Annotated in this window: 15 protein-coding genes and 1 riboswitch; of the genes, 7 read left to right on the forward strand and 8 right to left on the reverse strand. The window is 35.3% G+C overall.

All coding sequences use genetic code 11. The features are described 5' to 3' along the window. Positions 1-516 precede the first annotated feature (516 nt). The 6 genes from CLLU_RS14615 to CLLU_RS14640 all read left to right on the forward strand — a co-directional run bounded on the left by CLLU_RS14615 (position 517) and on the right by CLLU_RS14640 (position 6099). Positions 517-1962 carry an amino acid permease gene (locus CLLU_RS14615; RefSeq protein WP_106010526.1) on the forward strand — a complete coding sequence of 482 codons (1446 nt, stop codon included), beginning with the start codon at positions 517-519 and terminating at the stop codon, positions 1960-1962. 84 nt (positions 1963-2046) lie between these two features. Continuing rightward, positions 2047-2150: riboswitch (TPP riboswitch) on the forward strand. Between the two features lie 62 nt (positions 2151-2212). Continuing rightward, positions 2213-3013: a bifunctional hydroxymethylpyrimidine kinase/phosphomethylpyrimidine kinase gene (gene thiD / locus CLLU_RS14620; RefSeq protein WP_106010527.1), complete on the forward strand. Its 801-nt coding sequence runs from the start codon at positions 2213-2215 to the stop codon at positions 3011-3013. 38 nt (positions 3014-3051) lie between these two features. Beyond that, a complete protein-coding gene (gene thiM, locus CLLU_RS14625; RefSeq protein WP_106010528.1) occupies positions 3052-3861 on the forward strand; it encodes a hydroxyethylthiazole kinase in 810 nt (269 codons plus the stop codon). Next, on the forward strand, positions 3852-4466 hold the full coding sequence (thiE, locus tag CLLU_RS14630; RefSeq protein ID WP_106010529.1) for a thiamine phosphate synthase: 615 nt from the start codon (positions 3852-3854) through the stop codon (positions 4464-4466). Before thiM ends, thiE begins: the two co-directional genes overlap by 10 nt. A 170-nt stretch (positions 4467-4636) precedes the next feature. Further along, the gene (locus CLLU_RS14635; protein WP_106010530.1) at positions 4637-5440 is read left to right on the forward strand and encodes an amino acid ABC transporter substrate-binding protein; all 804 of its coding nucleotides are present in this window, start codon (positions 4637-4639) and stop codon (positions 5438-5440) included. Between the two features lie 32 nt (positions 5441-5472). Further along, complete coding sequence (locus tag CLLU_RS14640) at positions 5473-6099, forward strand: amino acid ABC transporter permease (RefSeq protein ID WP_420536051.1); 627 nt, start codon at positions 5473-5475, stop codon at positions 6097-6099. 220 nt (positions 6100-6319) lie between these two features. Here the strand turns inward: CLLU_RS14640 and CLLU_RS19355 are convergent, their stop codons facing one another. From CLLU_RS19355 to thrC, 5 genes are all read right to left on the reverse strand, one after another. Then, complete coding sequence (locus tag CLLU_RS19355) at positions 6320-6442, reverse strand: hypothetical protein (protein WP_273334912.1); 123 nt, start codon at positions 6440-6442, stop codon at positions 6320-6322. 55 nt (positions 6443-6497) lie between these two features. Continuing rightward, on the reverse strand, positions 6498-7739 hold the full coding sequence (gene pepT, locus CLLU_RS14645; protein ID WP_106010532.1) for a peptidase T: 1242 nt from the start codon (positions 7737-7739) through the stop codon (positions 6498-6500). A 32-nt stretch (positions 7740-7771) separates the two neighbouring features. Then, positions 7772-11482 carry a helicase-exonuclease AddAB subunit AddA gene (gene addA, locus CLLU_RS14650; protein ID WP_106010533.1) on the reverse strand — a complete coding sequence of 1237 codons (3711 nt, stop codon included), beginning with the start codon at positions 11480-11482 and terminating at the stop codon, positions 7772-7774. Positions 11483-11520: 38 nt separating this feature from the next. Continuing rightward, positions 11521-12585, reverse strand: a complete 1065-nt coding sequence (locus CLLU_RS14655) for a sensor domain-containing diguanylate cyclase (RefSeq protein ID WP_106010534.1) — start codon at positions 12583-12585, stop codon at positions 11521-11523. Positions 12586-13025: 440 nt separating this feature from the next. Next, positions 13026-14516, reverse strand: coding sequence for a threonine synthase (gene thrC / locus CLLU_RS14660; RefSeq protein WP_106010535.1), 1491 nt, complete (start codon positions 14514-14516; stop codon positions 13026-13028). Positions 14517-14687: 171 nt separating this feature from the next. On the opposite strand from thrC, the gene CLLU_RS14665 reads away from it, so the two are divergent. Further along, positions 14688-15839, forward strand: coding sequence for an aminotransferase class V-fold PLP-dependent enzyme (locus CLLU_RS14665; RefSeq protein WP_106010536.1), 1152 nt, complete (start codon positions 14688-14690; stop codon positions 15837-15839). A 105-nt stretch (positions 15840-15944) separates the two neighbouring features. Here the strand turns inward: CLLU_RS14665 and cbiM are convergent, their stop codons facing one another. The 3 genes from cbiM to CLLU_RS14680 all read right to left on the reverse strand — a co-directional run bounded on the left by cbiM (position 15945) and on the right by CLLU_RS14680 (position 19075). Then, the gene (gene cbiM / locus CLLU_RS14670; RefSeq protein ID WP_106010537.1) at positions 15945-16931 is read right to left on the reverse strand and encodes a cobalt transporter CbiM; all 987 of its coding nucleotides are present in this window, start codon (positions 16929-16931) and stop codon (positions 15945-15947) included. A 229-nt stretch (positions 16932-17160) separates the two neighbouring features. Beyond that, positions 17161-18012 carry a lipoyl synthase gene (gene lipA / locus CLLU_RS14675; RefSeq protein WP_106010538.1) on the reverse strand — a complete coding sequence of 284 codons (852 nt, stop codon included), beginning with the start codon at positions 18010-18012 and terminating at the stop codon, positions 17161-17163. Between the two features lie 82 nt (positions 18013-18094). After that, positions 18095-19075 carry a lipoate--protein ligase gene (locus tag CLLU_RS14680; protein ID WP_106010539.1) on the reverse strand — a complete coding sequence of 327 codons (981 nt, stop codon included), beginning with the start codon at positions 19073-19075 and terminating at the stop codon, positions 18095-18097. Positions 19076-19631 lie beyond the last annotated feature (556 nt).

Raw genomic sequence — 19631 nt, forward strand, 5'->3', positions numbered from 1 at the left:
ATTATTTATTTACGAATATTTTGAATAATGTATAATAGATATGAAGGAAAATACATTTTTCTTAATTAAGTGATTCTTAGGTTCAGATGGAGTTTGCTTATAAGAAATACTTTTTCTCCACCTGAACCTTATTAACAGTATTCTTAGTGCTTTTAGCATTTAGAATACGTATCCTTTAGGAAAGAACTTGTCCGATGGCTGCCAGTTGTAAAACCTTCCAGTTTTACAACATGGCAGGTTAAGAACTGTTACGCCCCTGCATTGGCTCTTCTAAGGTTCTTGAAAAAGATTTTTCTCATAAGCAAGATCATTGCGAACCTAAGAATTACCTTATCCAGGCGCGTAGCAGTGCTTATCTCCCACTTTGAGAAAACAGATGTCCCAAATTCTTTGATTTGGTGACAGTCGCTTTCACAGAGTGCGTGGAAGTATTAGCAATGGTAGCTTTTGGATAAATAATTTTCTAATCTTAAATTACCCTAAAGTTTATTTAATTACTGAGGAGGAATACTATGTATGAGTAAACAAGATGCATTAAATGAAAATCTAGAACGTGGTCTGGAAGAACGACATATTCAGCTGATAGCCCTGGGAGGTGCAATTGGTGTAGGATTATTTCTTGGTTCTGCCACTGCTATTCAAACAGCTGGACCTGCAATCCTTCTGATTTATACCATAGCTGGACTTGCTATGTTCATTATCATGAGAGCCTTGGGTGAGCTGGCAACTTCATATCCGGTTTCTGGTTCCTTCAGCGCTTATGCCAATGAATTCATAGGACCTATGGCAGGGTATCTAACTGGTTGGACCTATTGGTTCATGTGGGTGGTAACCTGTATGGCTGAAATTACAGCAGTAGGTGTATACGTTAAATTCTGGATTCCAACCATGCCTCAATGGATACCTGCTCTTGCAGCCCTTGTCATAATGACATGTGTGAATTTGATAGCAGTAAAGGCCTATGGTGAATTTGAATTTTGGTTTGCACTGATTAAAGTGGTTACAATTATCATAATGATCGGATTAGGTGTACTTATGATTGTGTTCGGCCTGGGAAACGGAGGAAAACCTATAGGTATTTCAAATCTGTGGTCCCATGGAGGATTTTTCCCTAAAGGTGTCTGGGGTCCTATGCTTTCTGTAGTAATGGTCATGTTTGCCTATCTCGGAACAGAGCTTATAGGTGTTACAGCTGGTGAGGCAAAGAACCCCGAGAAAACGATACCATCTGCCATCAACAAAGTATTTTGGAGAATATTGGTGTTTTACGTGGGAGCACTTTTTGTAATAATGTCCCTTTATCCCTGGAACAGCCTTGGCACCATAGGAAGTCCTTTTGTTTTGACTTTCAGCAAGCTTGGAATTTCAGCAGCAGCAGGGATTATAAATTTTGTGGTATTGACTGCAGCCTTATCCTCCTGCAACAGCGGTATTTTTAGTACCGGACGTATGCTCTATAATCTCTCTCTGCAGGGAACTGCACCAAAAATATTTGGCAAGCTTGGAAAAACTCATGTTCCAACTGCAGGCATTGTAATTTCTGCATTTTTTCTTTTAATTGGAGTTGTCCTTAACTATTTAGTTCCAGGGAAAGTATTCACTTATGTAACCAGTGTTGCAACATTTGGTGCAATTTGGGTCTGGGGAATAATTCTAGTTGCCCAGATGAAATTCCGAAAAAGGCTCACTTCTGAAGAAGTAAAAAAACTTCATTTTCCAATGTTCGGATATCCTTATCTTAATTGGACCACTTTAGCTTTTTTAGCTTTTGTAGTTGTAATGATGTTCTTTAATAAGGATACTTTAATAGCACTTGTCGTAGCACCAATCTGGTTTGCACTTTTAATAGGCTGTTATTATATATTTGGCTTAAATAAAAAGAAAGTTGTATCCGAACAACTGAATACTGGAAAACCCGGCTTTAAAGGATCGGATTCCGATGGGGAAATTCTTGGAAAATAAAATTTTTCACACTTCTCTGATTATTTTATTGTAACAATATAATTTACAAATTTTTATCAATGTAGTACAATAAACTTAAAATATTATAGTTTATGGGGGTGCTCTAATAGAGCTGAGAAGAGATATTCCTCTAACCCTTTGAACCTGATCCAGGTAAAACTGGCGTAGGGAAGTAATCTACATGAATTCTGATTTTTATCATAGATGTATGCTTTCCAGCATGCATCTTTTTGTATAGGAGTGTTATCATATGAAAAAAGTATTGACAATTGCAGGTTCCGACAGCTCAGGCGGAGCAGGAATACAGGCTGATTTAAAAACCATGAGCGCTCTTGGCGTATATGGAATGAGTGTAATTACTGCTGTCACGGCGCAAAATACCATGGGTGTACAGGATGTAATGGATGTAACTCCTGAAATTGTAGAAGCACAGATAAGATCTATATTCGATGACATCGAAATAGATGCCGTAAAGATCGGAATGGTTTCAAACAGTAAAACCATAGCCGTTATAAAAAAGCTTTTAACAGAATACAAAGCTAAAAACATAGTACTCGATCCGGTAATGATATCAAAAAGCGGCTATTCCCTTTTAAAACCTGAAGCTGAAACAGCTATAAAAAATATGGTAGGCATTGCCGACGTCATAACTCCTAATATACCTGAAGCGCAGGTATTAACCTCACTAAAAATTGAAAACGAAATGGATATGGAAAAATCAGCTTTTAAAATAAAAGAACTTGGTGCAAAAAATGTATTGGTAAAAGGTGGGCACAGAGATAAAGACGCGGACGACATTTTACTGTACAACAATAAAATAATCACTCTAAAGGGCCGCAGGATAAATACTAAGAATACTCATGGAACGGGATGTACCATATCTTCTGCCATAGCCTCTTATCTTGCTAAAGGCTATCCAGTAGACAGGGCCGTTTCCCTGTCAAAGCAGTACATCACTAAAGCAATAGAAAATTCATTTTCCATAGGTCATGGTGTGGGACCTGTAGGACATTTTATCGAAGTATATAAAAAAGCTGATATACCTTTTTAACAGGGTTAATTATTTTAAAATCTAGAGGGGGTTAAGAATTGAACAATTCAAATTTACAAAAAGCAGCAGAAATATTAGGGGAAGTCAGAGAAAAGGCTCCTCTTGTTCACTGCATTACCAACTACGTTACCATAAATGACTGTGCAAATATTCTTTTATCCTATGGTGCTTCACCCGCCATGTGTGAAGCTTATGATGAAGTTTTTGATTTTGTCAAATTGTCTTCTGCCTTATACATTAATTTAGGAACTTTCGTCAAAGAACAGGAACAAGCTGCAATTTTGGCCAGTACTTCTGCAAAGATCCACAATGTTCCTGTAGTATTAGATCCGGTGGCTTGTGCTGCTGTACCCAAAAAAATTCAGATTATAAACAGAATATTTCAGGTTGGAAAAATTGATGTTATAAAAGGCAACATAGGAGAAATCAAATTTTTAGCTGGACAATCTTCTAATGTAAAAGGGGTTGATTCATTAGATAATGGAGAAGGCGCTTTAGAATCATGTATAGCCCTGTCCCATAAGTATAATTGTGTAGTTGCCGCTACAGGCGAAAAGGATTTTATAACAGATGGAAAAAACAGCGCCATAATTGAAAATGGTACAAAAATGCTCACCAAAGTTACTGGAGCCGGCTGTATGCTGGGAGCCCTCTGTGGTGCTACCTGCGGAGCTGACCAGGATAAATTCACAGCTACTGTAACTGCTATACTTTCAATGAATATAGCTGGTGAAGAAGCTTTTAAAAAAGCCACCTCACCCGGGAGTTTCAGGGTCAAACTCATAGACTGTATATATGAGCTGAGCGAAGAAAAATTAAGGGAGGGTACTAAAATAACATGGAAATAGATTATAGTCTGTATCTGGTTACAGACAGAGGCTTTTTAAAAAATATCAGTTTATCAAAGGCTGTAGAAGATGCAATTCTAGGCGGTGTCACTTTAGTCCAGCTGAGAGAAAAAAATATCTCTACAAGAGAATTTTACAAACTGGCGCTGGAGATAAAAGAAGTTACACATCACTATAATATTCCCTTCATAATAAATGATAGGTTGGATATAGCTCAGGCTGTAGATGCTGACGGCGTACACCTTGGACAAAGTGACATGCCTTTGACTGCGGCCAGAAGGATATTGGGCAAAAACAAAATAATAGGAATATCTGCAGGCACTGTAGAAGAGGCTGTAGATGCGGAAAAAAACAGTGCGGATTATGTTGGAATAGGAACTGTCTTTTTTACCGGAACCAAAAAAGACATAGATACACCTATAGGTGTGGGAGGCGTTCGCAGAATCTACAATAGTATAAACATACCTGCTGTTGCCATAGGTGGAATAAGCCAGGATAATTTCAAAGATGTATTGTCCACGGGAGTCGATGGAATCTCCGTAATATCTGCAATTTTAGGAAAAGAGGACATAAAATCTGCTGCCAGAAACCTTAAAATGTCATAGACCAAAATCAAAATAATGGTGTACTGAACGAACTCTGTTTTACATATTTCGTTCAGTATTTTTTTATTTATATATGCAATTATCCCTTATTTGAATTTTATCAGTTTACAAATTTATCATGTTAAATTATAATATCTATGGGAGATACAAAGTATAAGGGAGGTAATAAAATGAAAAAAAAGCTGGGCATTTTAATTATTGCAGTATTCCTGCTGTCAGCGATGCTTTCAGGCTGTGGACAATCTCAAAAATCCGACAATTCCTGGAATGATATAAAATCAAAGGGTGAATTTGTAGTTGGTCTGGATGACAGTTTCCCTCCAATGGGATTTAGGGACGAAAAAGGACAAATAGTTGGCTTTGACATAGATATGGCCAGGGCGGCTGCAAAAAAAATGGGAGTAAATGTAGTATTCAAACCAGTACAATGGGACGGTATTATTTTAAGCTTGAATAACAAGGACATAGATGTTATATGGAATGGATTGACTATAACAGAGGATAGGAAAAAACAAATAGACTTTTCAAAAGTATATCTGCAAAACAAGCAGATAATTGTAGTTAAAAATAATTCAGATATAAAAAATAAAAAAGATCTAGCAGGTAAAACCGTAGGTCTTCAGCTTGGAAGCAGCAGTGAAAACGCATTAAACGCAGATACTGCCACTTCAAAGTCTCTAAAGGATATAAGAAAATATTCAAACAACACTGAAGCTCTGCTGGACTTGAACCAGGGTCGTATAGATGCCGTAGTAGTAGATGAGGTTGTGGGAAGGTACTATCTTCAGAAAAAAGCTGGATTATATAAAATACTTGACGATAATTTTGGAAAAGAGGACTACGGTGTGGGTATAAGAAAAACCGACTCAAGTTTTAAGGCCAAATTAAACGAGGCACTTGATTCCATCAAAAAAGACGGAACTGCGGATAAAATATCACAAAAGTGGTTTAATAAAGACATAATTGCAAAATAATGGGTTAGGATGTGATTCAATTGGCTAGTCTTATGGATGTTACAATGTTTATATTGAAGGGAAGTTTAATAACTGCAGAGCTGTTTTTTATAACTGCTGTATTTTCCGTACCTTTGGGATGTATGGTGGCAATAGGTAAAATATCTAAAATCAAACCATTGAGAGCCCTTCTAGGTTTATACACCTGGGCTTTTAGGGGAACACCTCTGCTCTTACAGTTATTTTTTGCTTATTTTGGTCTTCCTGTAATCGGCATAAGATTATCTCCTCTATCTGCTGCCGGCCTCGCTTTTACTATAAACTACGCCGCATATTTGGCGGAAATATTCAGAGGCGGCATTGAATCCATAGACAAAGGTCAATATGAAGCTGCCAAGGTTCTGGGAATGAATTACTATCAGACTATGACAAAAATAATAATTCCACAAACTGCCCGGAATGTGCTTCCTCCAGTTTGTAATGAAAGCATAAATTTGATAAAGGATTCAGCCTTAGTTGCAACTATAGGAGTTGGAGATCTTTTAAGAGCAGCAAAGGAAGTGGTAACCCGTGACTTTACCATTACTCCCTTTATAATAGCTGCCGTAATATATCTGATCATAACTTCAGTGCTGGTAATTGCTTTCAGGCATCTGGAAAAAAAGTATTCCATTGATTAGACTTTTATCCGAACGCTACCATTGCTAACACTCCCAGCGCACTCTGTGAAAGTGACTGTCACCAAATCAAAGATTTGGGGCATCTGCTTTTCTCAAAGTGGGAGATAATCACTGCTACGCGTCTGGATAAGTTCTGCTAAGGTTCAGGTGGAGAAAAGTATTCCTTATAAGCAAACTCCATCTGAACCTAAGAATCACTTGATAATTATAAACCATGCTTTTATCTACTGCTGATATAGCGTGGTTTATCTTTTTCTCCATGACAATTTTCATTTTCCAGACATTCTTTTAAACATTCCTCTATTATATCCATGGTTATCTTAAATTCATTTCTATCTTTCATACATACACCTTCCCTAAAAGTGCTATCCTCTTTATTGAATATAATATTACAAATTTTAAAAAGAGTTACTATAATTCTTCTCGGTTATCTGAGCTATTTTGACTATAATCTGCACTGCTTTTTCCATGGCAAAGGTCGGTATATACTCGAATTTGCCGTGAAAATTATGGCCTCCTGTAAATATGTTGGGAGTCGGAAGTCCCATGAAGGACAGCCGTGCACCATCGGTGCCGCCTCTAATAGGTACAATTTTAGGTTCTACTCCAGATTCCCTCATGGCCTGGGAAGCTATATCAACTATATATTTTACAGGTTCTATTTTCTCCTTCATATTTTTATACTGTTCTGTTACCTCAGCTTTTATAACTTCTCTATCATATTTCCTATTGATTTTACTGACACAATTCTTTATAAAATTTTTTCTCTTCTCAAATTTCTTCTGTGAAAAATCTCTTATGATATAGTTGAGTGTAGTTCTATCAACATCACCCTTCATTGAGACAATATGATAAAATCCATCATATCCGGATGTAGCTGCCGGAATTTCACTTTCAGGAAGCATACCCATGAATTCACCGGCTATAAGCATTGAATTTATCATCTTGCCTTTTGCCTCTCCAGGATGAACATTTCTGCCATATACCGTTATTTTTGCAGAAGCTGCATTGAAATTTTCAAATTCCAATTCTCCAATACCCCCTCCATCTACAGTATATGCAAATTCAGCATTAAACTTTTTCACATCAAAATGATCCGGACCTCTTCCTATTTCCTCATCCGGGGTAAAACCTATTTTTATATCTCCATGTTTTATTTCCGGATGCTGAACCAAATATTCTACTGCTGCCATTATTTCTGCAATACCTGCTTTATCATCTGCTCCAAGGAGGGTTGTTCCATCCGTGGTTATAAGTGTCTTGCCCCTGTAATTTGTTATCTCGGGAAAATCTTTAACACTTAAAACTATATTTTTCTGTTCATTTAAAACAATATCTCCACCATCATAGTCCTCTATTATCCTCGGGTTCACATTTTTACCTGAAGTCTCCGGACTAGTATCCATATGAGCTATAAAACCAACTGCAGGAACTGCTTTTTCAGTGTTGGCAGGTAAAACAGCCGTCACATACCCGTTTTTATCCAGGGACACATTTTTCAGCTTGAGATTTGACAGCTCCTTTGACAGCTGTCCTGCCAGCTTTAATTGTTTCAAAGTGCTCGGCACCGTGTTCGATTCTTCATCGGAACTGGTGTCAAATTTTACATATCTCAAGAATTTATCAACAACACTCTCCATACGAATTCCTCCTATAAATATAATATTATTTTTTAAATCTCCAATAAACTATCCTCATAAAATAGATATAAATATTTATTTTTTACCTTTTTCCCCGTGAGCTTTTCCAGCGCCCGTGCATAATACCAAATCTGAACTCTATATTTTTCTCTCATATCCTCTGAACTTTTTACATAATCCGTCTTATAATCCAGCAGCACCAATTCATTTTCCTCCTGAAAATAACAATCTATTATCCCCTGCACCAGCACTTTCTCACTGTCATAAATCTTTGAAGGCAATTCCCTGTATATCTCACTGCTGCCAATTTCCATGTAAAAGGGAACTTCCCTGTATAAATTTTTAGCTTTTTTCATCCTCTCTCCAATGGAGGAATTAAAAAAATTTAATATTTTCTGTATTGATATAGTTTCCGCCTCTTCTTCAGTTATAAATTCTCTCAAAACCAATTTGTATATCTGATCTTCTATTTCCGAATAGGAATGCACCCTTTTAATATCAATATGCTGCATGGCAAGATGCATAACTGTTCCCCTTTCTGCTGCAGTAAGACCTCTTTTTTCTTTTAAGAAAAGCGGCTTTTTCAAATTTACAGGTTCTATAAACTCCACACTGTCTTCTCTATTTATAAGATTGAATCTTCTCTTCAATTCCGACACTGAAAATTTGGCAGGTATTCTGGAGGCTTCTTCATATTTATATTTCCAGTTCAGTCTTTTATCCACCTCTTCTGCACATGTTTTCTCACAAGACATTCTATCTAAATTTTGAATCCATTCTATTATGTCCTCCTCATGAACTTTTTCAGCAGATACGACATTCATAAAATCTTCTCTGTTTTCAATATGCACTTTCCATTCGGACTTATCCCCGGCGGTTATCCAATTCAAATCACTTTGAACACCTGCAATATCCCGGAGAGGCTTTCCGCAGGGATGCCTTGCAATTGCTGGACCTATCCAGTCCAGTAAATTCCTGGCATTCATAAGTGTGTATTCAGAAAGCTTGCGGCCTTCATAGGATGCATATTCGCACCATTTTTTAACTGTCTTTTCAACATCTCTTACCATTCCCGTTATTATAAGTTTTTCTTTTGCTCTGGTAAAGGCTACATACAGTATTCTCATTTCTTCTGAAAGAGTCTCGGCCTTCAATTTTCTCTTCAATACCTGCTTCATCACAGTAGGATAGGATATATGTCTTTCAACGTCTACACAATCAGGCCCGAAACCCAGCTTATTATGAAACAGCAAACTTTTATTCATGTCCATCAAATTAAAATTTTTTCCGGCTCCTGACAGTATTACTATGGGAAATTCAAGTCCTTTGCTCTTATGTATGCTCATTATTCTCACCACATCTTCATTTTCCCCGAGAATCTTTGCACTTCCCAAATCACCGCTGCTGTTTTTAAGCTTATTTATAAAATTTATAAAATTGAAAAGTCCTTTGTAGCTGCTTTTTTCATATTGTTTTGCCCTCTCAAAAAGCATTCTCAAATTTGCCTGTCTTTGAATTCCTCCAGGCATGGCTCCTACAAAACCATAATAACCAGTTTCCGTATAAAGATGCCATATAAATTCATCTATAGGCATATATATGACTTTTTTTCTCCAGTTCTCAAGCCTGCTCAAAAACTCCGTGACTTTGTATTTCAACTTATCACCTATATCATCCAGAGAATATTTAGAATCTTCACTTTCCTGTGACACCGCTTTAAGTACTTCATAAAAGGGGATTTTCTCATTCACCATTCTCAAATCCATGAGTTCCTCCGGTAAAAATGCTTCTACAGGAGATCTAAGCACTGCCACAAGCGGTATATCCTGTATTGGATTGTCTATTATCTCAAGAAGAGATATCATGGTTTTTATTTCAACAGCATCAAAATAACCAATTGAGGTATCCGCAAATACAGGTATTCCAAGATCATTTAGCTGTTCTACAAAAATTGATGCCCAATTTTGAGTCGCCCGCATCAATATCACTATGTCCTTATATCTAACATCTCTATAGCTATCTATTTTACTGTCATATATCTTAAAAGACCCTTCGCCCGTCCTGGGATTGACCAGTTCATTTATCCTCTCTGCTGCAATGCGTGCTTCCACCTGGATATTGTCCAGCAGATCCTCACTATTAATTTCCTGTTCTGATTGAGTTTCCTTTTTATCTGATATATAGATTTCTACAGCTCCGCCGCATTTTCCACTGCAGGGTTTATATCCAGCTGAACCTATTAAGCACTCATCCTCGCCATAGTCGAGTTCTCCTATTTCCCTGCACATTATCTGCTTGAATAAATAATTTACGGCACTTATTATCTCCGTTCTGCTCCTGAAATTTTCTGACAGCTTTATCTTTCTATTTTCACTGCCCTTCTTATCCGAATAAGCAAAATACTTTTGAAGGAACAATTCCGGTTTTGACTGCCTGAATCTGTATATACTCTGTTTTACATCCCCCACCATAAACAAATTTGATTTTTGTCCCTTTCTGCTTATCATATTCATTATAACTTCCTGAACTTCATTGCTGTCCTGATATTCATCTATAAATATCTCCTCAAAATACTTTCTATATTCCAAGGCTGCCCGCGAAGGTTTTTTATTTCCCTTTTCATCCACATCCGTCAATATATTTAGGCAGAAATGCTCTATATCACTAAAATCGAGCACTCCTCTTTCTCTTTTTTTTTCATAATATTTACTGCTAAAATCCATTACAAGAGAAGCCAGGCATTTAATTCTTGGATACACTCTTCTCATATCCTCGCCTATATCATTGAAGCATAAAAATATATTTTCTTTTATATCATTAAGTTTCTTCTTTATATCATCTCTGGTATTTTTGACTTTTTCCTTTACATCCTTTATATCATCCGCTGTTTTTTTAGCTGGAAGCTTATCAAATTTCAATTTCATAAATCTGCTTTTCATTATTTCCAATGAATCAGTTTCCAGCATCTCATCTATTCTTTCAATATCATTTTCAAAAACATTTAAATAGTATTCCAGACCTTCTGTTGATTTAATATTCTCCAGGGCACTCTCCATTTTATTTTTGCATCCTCTTATCTCCACATTCAAGTTATGGCGTAATTCTTTAGCCCAGAGTGTATCCTCAAAATTAAAATTTTCCCCTGCATTGAAATCTTCTACAGCTGTTCTAAGCCATTTTTCAGGCCAGGGATTGCTTTCCGAAAATTCATAGAGAGACATAACCATATTTTGAAGCATAATATCATTTTTATCTTTGAAGCTGTCTACAAGATTTAAAAATTCACTCTCTCCTTCCTGATACTTTTCTTCCAGGATATCCTGAAGTGCATCCTGTTTCAAAAGTACGGCCTCCGTATTATCACATACTCTGAAGTTTGGGTCTAAATCCATCATATGAAAATTACTCTTTATAACTTTAAGACAAAAAGAATGAATGGTCATTATATTGGATTGATTCAGCAGTGTCAGCTGTTTTTGAATATTTTTGGAATTACAGTTCATCTCCAACAGTTTTGAGAGTGCTTCTCCTATTCTCTCTTTCATCTCAGAAGCTGCCGAATTTGTAAATGTCACAACCAGCAGCTTATCTATATCCACATCTTTACTATTATCAGTTATCTTCTGTATTATCCTCTGCACCAGTACTGCAGTTTTACCTGTCCCAGCTCCTGCCGCCACCAGCAGATTGCATTTTTGTGTGAAAATAGCCTCTCTTTGAGCTTCGGTCCATTTCCTGCTCATGTACATCACCCTTTTTCAGACAATTCTTATTGATCATATCAACATACTACCTTGTTTTTTCCTGAATTTTTTGCCTTGTATAGATTCATATCTGCCCTCTTTATCATGTCTTCTATATTCTCGTTTTTGTCATGGGATAGACTTATTCCCATTGACACCGTCACAGGACACAATTTCCCATTATATTCTACAGAACTCTTTTCTATGATTTTTCTTATACCGTCCATTCTACTGTATACATTCATAATTTCTCTTGTATCATACATGTATATTATGATCTCTTCTCCTCCATATCTAGCCACCATATCTTCATTTCTTATGTTATTCTTTATTATACTGCTTATATTTTTAAGCACCATATCACCATATTGATGTCCAAAGGTGTCATTACATTTTTTGAAATTATCTACATCCACCATTACAATGGCAAAACCATCTCCACAATTTTTTATCTTTTCACCTATGGCAGAAAAGAAATAATTCCTATTAAATAATCCTGTTAAAAAATCCCTCTGGGAATTTTCCTTTATCTTGTTATAAAGTCTATTGTTCTCTATACATATGGCAATTTGATTGCTGAGTGCAGATAACAGCTTTATGTCATCTTGATTCAAATAACCATAAATATTGTGTTCAACTAAAATTGCCCCAAGGAGTTCCTCTTTTAGGCGTATAGGCATGAATAAAGAAGAATGTATCTGAATACTTCTGTCCAGACATACATTTTCAATAGAATTAATTAAATAAGGAGTTAATCCATCCACTTTTTTGTTATTATATTCCTGTACTTTATAATGGTGATTTGTACTGAATAAATTGGTAAACTTCAGCTTTAATTTTCTATTTTCCATAATATATATACTGGAATAATTAACTCCCAAAATTCCTATCATTATATCATTTATCTTAGAAATCAACTCATCACTGCCAAGACACTTATTTATATACTGACTTATTTCTATTATTGAAGATAGCATATCTAGTTTCTTATCCAATTCTCTAATTTTTTCATTTTGCTTTTGTATAGTTTTTTCTGCCATCTTTTGATAGCTTTCATAATCAACTTTAAGTTGATTGTATCTCTCCAACAATGATGTAACCATAAATTTCTCCTTTATTTACAGTAATTTAATTCAATTTATGAATGTTACCTAAAAGCGGGCTTTCCCTGAACCCAAAAATTACTTGTTATATCTGCAATTTCATTATATAATCAGTTTTTACAATAATACCAGTAAAAGTATATAATATTAGTAAAATTTTTCCTTTTAGGTATACAAACATATCGCACATAAATAAACACAGCTATGTGCAATAAGCTTGCTGACCATTCCTATTTTAACATTATACTAATTATACTACTGATTAAAGGCATATCATAGTATTTTCATATAATACTTATAGAGAATTTACACTATAATTTTACAAAATTTAACTATGATTTTGTTTTTAATGTACATTATCATTTAATTTTTTACAATATGCAAATAAAATTTACCAAACTACTGATAAAATAATCTGGTAAATTTTTCATGTTAAAACTTTATTTTAAAAACGTCTTTACTTCAGATTCCATTTGGTCTATTTCACATACGGTATTGTGAATTATTTTACATTCACTCAATTTTTCCACAGGTTTTGGTATCCTAAGTCCAGTCACTTTACTCATAACTTCCATAAGCTGAAAATCATCCTTTGAATTGTACCTGTCATCCAGGGCACCCATTACAGATCTTGTAAATTTAAAAGGACTCGCAGTTGAAACCACTATAGTTTTAGTACTGTCATCAGTGTCCTGCAGATACTTTTTATAAACTGAATAGGCAACAGAAGTATGAGGATCCATAAGATATCTATAATTATCAAATACCTCCTTTATGGATTGCCTTGTCTCTTCATCAGTGGCAAATCCCCCATAGAATGTATTCATCTTCTCCTCCATCTGCCGGTTTATTTTATATTTGCCATATTCGCTTAAATCGTTCATAAGATTCTTAACGGTAACATCATCTCTACCGCTTATATCATATATAAATCTTTCAAGATTACTTGATATAAGTATATCCATAGAGGGAGATATTGTCACTAAAAATTCCCTCCTGGCATCATAAACACCGCTGTTTAAAAAATCACACAACACTTTATTTTCATTGGAGGCACACAGAAGTTTATTCACCGGCAGCCCCATTTTTTTGGCATAATAAGCTGCAAGTATATCTCCAAAATTTCCTGTAGGAACTGCAAAATTTATTTTTTCACCAAATTTTATTTCTCCCCTTCTTACAAGTTCCATATAACCATGAAAATAATATACTATCTGCGGTATCAGTCTTCCTATATTTATAGAATTAGCCGAAGAAAATATATATGATTTTTTCTCCAACTCCTCCCTCAATTCAGTATTATTGAAAATCCTCTTTACTTCTCTTTGAGCATCATCAAAATTCCCATTTATTCCTACAACTTTTACATTTCTCCCCTTTTGAGTGAGCATCTGCTTTTTCTGTACACTGCTCACACCTTCCTCAGGGAAAAATACCACTACCTTTGTTCCATCCACATCTGCAAAACCTTCCAATGCTGCTTTTCCCGTATCTCCGGAAGTTGCAGTAAGTATTACTATGTCCTTATGAAGATTCTGCTTTCCGGCAGAAGTCCTCATAAGATGAGGAAGAAGACATAATGCTATATCTTTAAAGGCCAGGGTCGGTCCATGAAACAATTCCAGATAAAAAACATCTCCTGCCCCGTTTAAAGGAACTATTTCATCTGATTCGAACTTGCCATCATAGGCCATATCTATACATTTTTTCAATTCATCATCACTGAAATCCGTAAAAAATTTTTTGCTTATCTGCAGTGACAATTGCTTAAAATCCATATGTTTGAAACTCATCAGTTCCTCTTCATCTATAGATGGAATGCGATCGGGAACAAATAGGCCGCCGTCTAAAGCTATCCCCTGCAATATAGCTTTAGATGCGGTAAAATTTTGTTTAAGTCCTCTGGTACTGTTATAATAAATTTCTTTCAAATTGTATCACTCCCTATTATTATCACATATTATGTATAATTTTGTTCTAAGACTATCAATGGACAGTTGCCATTCACAATGTATTAACTATATAATAACATATGACATATAACTTGAAAATTAAAATATGTGTGATTCTAAATTGAAATTATAATTGAGGGAGGTAATATTTTGGGCGTCTATTTAGATAATGCCGCTACATCTTATCCAAAACCTGACATAGTAATAGATAAAATTTCAGATTTTATGAAAAATATAGGGGCTACAGCGGGAAGAGGTGCCTATAAATCAGCTATTGCCGCTGACAGGCTTATCTTTGACTGCAGAAATAACCTATGTAAATTGTTTAATGGAAAGGATCCCTCCAGGGTGATCTTTACCTATAACATAACTGATTCATTGAATATAATAATAAATGGCATATTAAAACCCGGGGATCACGTTATAACCAGCAGCCTGGAACACAATTCCGTGTGGAGGCCATTGAATATTCTTAAAAGAGACAGAAATGTGGAGATATCTCAAACCCCCTGTACTTCTGAAGGTATAACAAAACCAGAAGAAGTAGAGAAACTCATAAGGGAAAATACAAGACTCATAGTATTTACCCATGCTTCCAATGTACTGGGAACCATTCAGCCCATAAGAGAAATAGGGGCCCTGGCGAAAAAACACAATATACCTTTTTTAGTAGACAGTGCGCAAACGGCAGGTGCTTATCCTATAGATGTTCAAAAAGATAATATAGACATTCTGGCTTTTACAGGACATAAAAGCCTTTTTGGCCCTACAGGTACCGGTGGATTTTTATTGAACTGCAGCAGCAATATAAAACCTTTAAAATCAGGCGGCACTGGTGTAGATTCTAAAAATCCATATCAGCCTGATTTCTTTCCAAACAAATTTGAGCCCGGAACTTTAAATGTAGCAGGGATAGTTGGCTTAGGTGAAGCAATTAAATATATATCCAATTTAGGAGTTGAGAACATAAGAGCCAAAGAAGATAAAATAATTGAATATGCTCTTAAAAAATTGATTCAGGTTCCAGGAATATGCATATACGGTCCCAGGGATCCTAAAAAAATAGTTGGTGTGATCTCCTTCAACATAAAAGGTATGTCAGGTGAGGAAATAGCTTTTAAGCTTGATCAGGAATATGACATAATGTTAAGAGTTGGATTCCACTGTGCTCCAACAGCCCATAAAGTCATGGGCACCTATGAAACTGGTGCCATGAGAATAAGTATAGGATATTTCAACACAAAAAAGGATATAGACATTCTAACTGCTGCTTTAAAAGATATAGTCAAAAATTTCAACTGATTTCTTACATTGTCGTCAAGTCTCCATTGGTTTAATGTAAATTTAAAAGAGAGCTGTTTCAAACTAAATCCTTGAACAACTCTCTCAGAAAACCATAAGCACCAATCAAGTATTGCTGGTATTATTTTTTTTTATGGAGCTTACTATTTTAAATATAATTATAATAATTGCAGCTCCTGCTATTGCCGAAATAATATATCCCACTACCTCATTTATACCAGGGACGGAATAATCTGCTGCAATAGCACTATAGTTTATTCCATGCTCAAAAGCTTGTGGTATATAACCCACCAGAGATTTTACTCCCTCTGTATCCCACTCTCCCCAAGCATCTCCACTTGCCAGAAGTCCGAGAGGGCACAGTACAACCATGGCTGCCAAAAGTCCATACAGAGGTTTTCTATTCACTTTTTTCGTCTTTTCCACATCATCATATATTACGTCCGGCGACATCTTTTTCACATAAGCATATACTGCTGCAGTTACAACTCCTTCCAATATCCCAACTAAAAGATGCACTAAAACCATGGCAGGTATGGAAACTGACAATCCATAAGGGCAATAAAGAGCATGTCCAGATGCATCCTTGAACAGCATAGGCTGTATTCCAAATTCAATAGAAGCTATAAAAGCTGCAGCTACAATTCCCACATATCCTCCAATGAAAGCTGCTATGTACTCTCCTCTAGCACCCTTTAATTTATTTTTTACGAATTTAAATATTGCATAACCTACAAATGGCATCACGAATGCCATATTAAAGGCATTTGCCCCAAAAGCAAGTATTCCGCCGTCACCAAAGAAAAGTGCCTGTATAAGCAGTGCTATACTTATTGAAATAGTTGCTGCATAGGGTCCCAATAGTATTGCGATTAGAGTTCCCCCTACAGCATGAGCTGTAGTACCTCCAGGTATGGGTACATTAAACATCATGATTAAAAACGAAAATGCTCCACACACACCCAATAGAGGAATTTTCTTCTTACTGACATCCGTTTTAACTTTTTTTACAGCCCTTGTCCATATTGGCAGCATTATTATTCCCATAACTGCACAAGTTGATGGGCTTAAATAATTGTCAGGAATATGCATGATAATACCTCCCAATTTAAAATATTTAGCTATAACTATAAAATAAGCAATTTTTATGCCATTGTGTAAATACATGTTTCTCGCCAAGTAATTTCCGGGTTCAGATGTGGTTTTTGCCCATAAGATTCACGAAATAAATTTCTTGCTATATAAAGATATTTTCTCAAAGTGATGCAAATCAGTATCATTTTGAGAAAATATCTATACTTTGTTTCATTTTGATATCACATTAATTTTTCAGAGCTTCTTCTGCATGATATGAGCTTCTCACCAGAGGAGAGGAGGCCACATATTTAAATCCCAATTTTAACCCTATTTCCCTGTACTCTTCAAATATACGGGGATGAACATATTCCACCACAGGATGATGCTTTAAAGAAGGTGCCAGATACTGGCCTATAGTTAAAATATCACAGTTCACAGTCCTTAAATCCTCCATTACCTGTATCACATCTTCTCTTTTTTCTCCCAGTCCAAGCATAAATCCTGATTTTGTTAAAATAGAACTGTCCATGATTTTAACCCTATCCAAAAGTTCCAGTGAACGGCTGTATACTGCCATAGGTCTTACCTCTTTATAGAGCCTGGGTGTAGTTTCCACATTGTGGTTTATCACATCCGGTCTTGCATCCACTACCTTTTTTAAGGATATTTTGTCTCCTCTAAAATCCGGTATCAAAACCTCAATAGTTACATTTTTCTTTAATTTTTTTATTTCACCTACAACTCTGGCGAAATGAGATGCACCGCCATCTTCCAAATCATCCCTGGTAACAGAAGTTATAACCGCATGTTTCAGTTCCAGTTTGTCCACTGCCTGAGCCACATTAAAAGGTTCACTTTCATCCACCTGTTCGGGTCCGGCCTTTGTAACATTGCAAAAAGTACAATTCCTGGTACAATTTTTACCCAGTATCATAAAAGTTGCAGTTCTGCTGCTAAAGCATTCCATTCTATTGGGACAATTTGCCTCTCTGCATACGGTATTTAAGGAATACCTTTTTAATATATCTTTAACTTCTCCTGAAATTTCCCCGCCTCTTATCTTGACTTTCAGCCAATCCGGTTTTCTAATCTGCATAAAAATTTTCCCTCTTTTCCCACCTCAGTATAATGTGCTATTATACAATACTTTCACTCAAAACACGCTATGTATAGATTTTTCAAAACATAACTTCCATAATATTTTCATTACTCATGCTGTGCATGTACTTTTCAACATTTACATTCTTAAGTACTTTTAAAATCTCATCTTTGTCATATTTAACACCTATAAATTTATCTTCAAGTTCACCAATCTCTCCACTGCTGAAAAAATCTCCAAAAAACTTTATGCTGTCTATTATCCCTTTATATACATTTATATTAACCTGTACAACTCCTCCCCTGAACTTCTTTTCATTAGAGTATGTAAATCTTTTAAAGCTGCCATAATTCCACTGCCAAAGAGCATATTTCTGGTCTGATATCTTTTTTATCTTTTTCCAGTCATCTCTTGAAAATCTATAAATACTTGTACATTTGAATTCTTCCATTATGGATTTTATCAAAAAATCTTTAAATTCCACTACCGTCATAGGTTTTTTCAAATACTCACATAAATTTGTGACTCTGCTCCTGACAGATTTAACAGACTTGTCTGAAAATTTCATTGAATTTGCATTCAAGGCTCCATTCAAATTTTCCATATTAACCGAAAACAAAATACTTCCATGATGTAAAATCTTATTTTCATGCTTACATTGGGAGTTTCCCGAAAATTTCCTGCCATTTACAATTAAGTCATTCCTGCCAGAAAGTTCCACATCTATATTGAGCTTCTTAAGTGATCTCACTATAGGCTCCGTAAACCTTCCAAAATCTGCAAAAGTATTGTCGTCAACTGCCACTATAAATGTAAAATTCAAGGTTCCCAGATCATTAAATATAGCTCCCCCTCCTGACATTCTCCTGACAACTGACAAATTGTGTTTTCTTACATAATTCACATTTATTTCTGACATTGTATTTTGATTCTTTCCAATTAAAATACAGGGTCTGTTTCTCCAAATCATGAAACAATCCTCACTAAATTTATCCATTACATATTCTTCAATTGCATGATTTATATAAGGATTAGTATTATAATGTTCAATAAAAATCATGTGAAGTCCCCCTGTGCCCAAACAAATTTTTCACTTTAATTATAACCCAAAACAAAATCAAATACTATATGCCCTGTAAAAATATCCAGAAAATAAACAGAGACCCTGAGGGCCTCTGTCCGGGAGTTTGGGGGTATATAATAGTTAGGAACTTGATAATATGTCACAAAGGAAATATTTAAAAGTTCATCTGGTAGTTTTTATTTTAAATTCTAATACATTTTCCGCATCTAAAACCAAATTAATTTCTTTAGCTGATTATTCTATATAGCATATATTGTATCGTAATAAGTTTGAATAGTTTCTAATATAGTTTACTAATTAATAAATAATTTCCTTTGTCAATTATTATTATATAGTAATTTATTTAAATTTTCAAGTTTATTTTAAATATCAATTTAATTTTTTTCTGATATGGACTATATGCTCAATAACAGCTACAGCTAAAGGGGGCAATCCAGCACTGCAATTACAAATTCATAAGCAAATTTAAAAATTTCTTTGATCATATGACAAATTTAATGTATAATAGTGTTGTTAGTTGATACTATAATAT

Source organism: Clostridium luticellarii (assembly GCF_002995845.1).
Classification (GTDB): domain Bacteria; phylum Bacillota; class Clostridia; order Clostridiales; family Clostridiaceae; genus Clostridium_B; species Clostridium_B luticellarii.

Bases quoted from the DNA above. Each gene is read 5' to 3' on its own strand.
- CLLU_RS14615 (WP_106010526.1), top strand. From the start codon at position 517: ATGAGTAAACAAGATGCATTAAATGAAAATCTAGAACGTGGTCTGGAA.
- thiD (WP_106010527.1), top strand. From the start codon at position 2,213: ATGAAAAAAGTATTGACAATTGCAGGTTCCGACAGCTCAGGCGGAGCA.
- thiE (WP_106010529.1), top strand. From the start codon at position 3,852: ATGGAAATAGATTATAGTCTGTATCTGGTTACAGACAGAGGCTTTTTA.
- CLLU_RS14635 (WP_106010530.1), top strand. From the start codon at position 4,637: ATGAAAAAAAAGCTGGGCATTTTAATTATTGCAGTATTCCTGCTGTCA.
- CLLU_RS14640 (WP_420536051.1), top strand. From the start codon at position 5,473: ATGGATGTTACAATGTTTATATTGAAGGGAAGTTTAATAACTGCAGAG.
- CLLU_RS19355 (WP_273334912.1), bottom strand. From the start codon at position 6,442: ATGAAAGATAGAAATGAATTTAAGATAACCATGGATATAATAGAGGAA.
- pepT (WP_106010532.1), bottom strand. From the start codon at position 7,739: ATGGAGAGTGTTGTTGATAAATTCTTGAGATATGTAAAATTTGACACC.
- addA (WP_106010533.1), bottom strand. From the start codon at position 11,482: ATGAGCAGGAAATGGACCGAAGCTCAAAGAGAGGCTATTTTCACACAA.
- CLLU_RS14655 (WP_106010534.1), bottom strand. From the start codon at position 12,585: ATGGTTACATCATTGTTGGAGAGATACAATCAACTTAAAGTTGATTAT.
- cbiM (WP_106010537.1), bottom strand. From the start codon at position 16,931: ATGCATATTCCTGACAATTATTTAAGCCCATCAACTTGTGCAGTTATG.
- lipA (WP_106010538.1), bottom strand. From the start codon at position 18,012: ATGCAGATTAGAAAACCGGATTGGCTGAAAGTCAAGATAAGAGGCGGG.
- CLLU_RS14680 (WP_106010539.1), bottom strand. From the start codon at position 19,075: ATGATTTTTATTGAACATTATAATACTAATCCTTATATAAATCATGCA.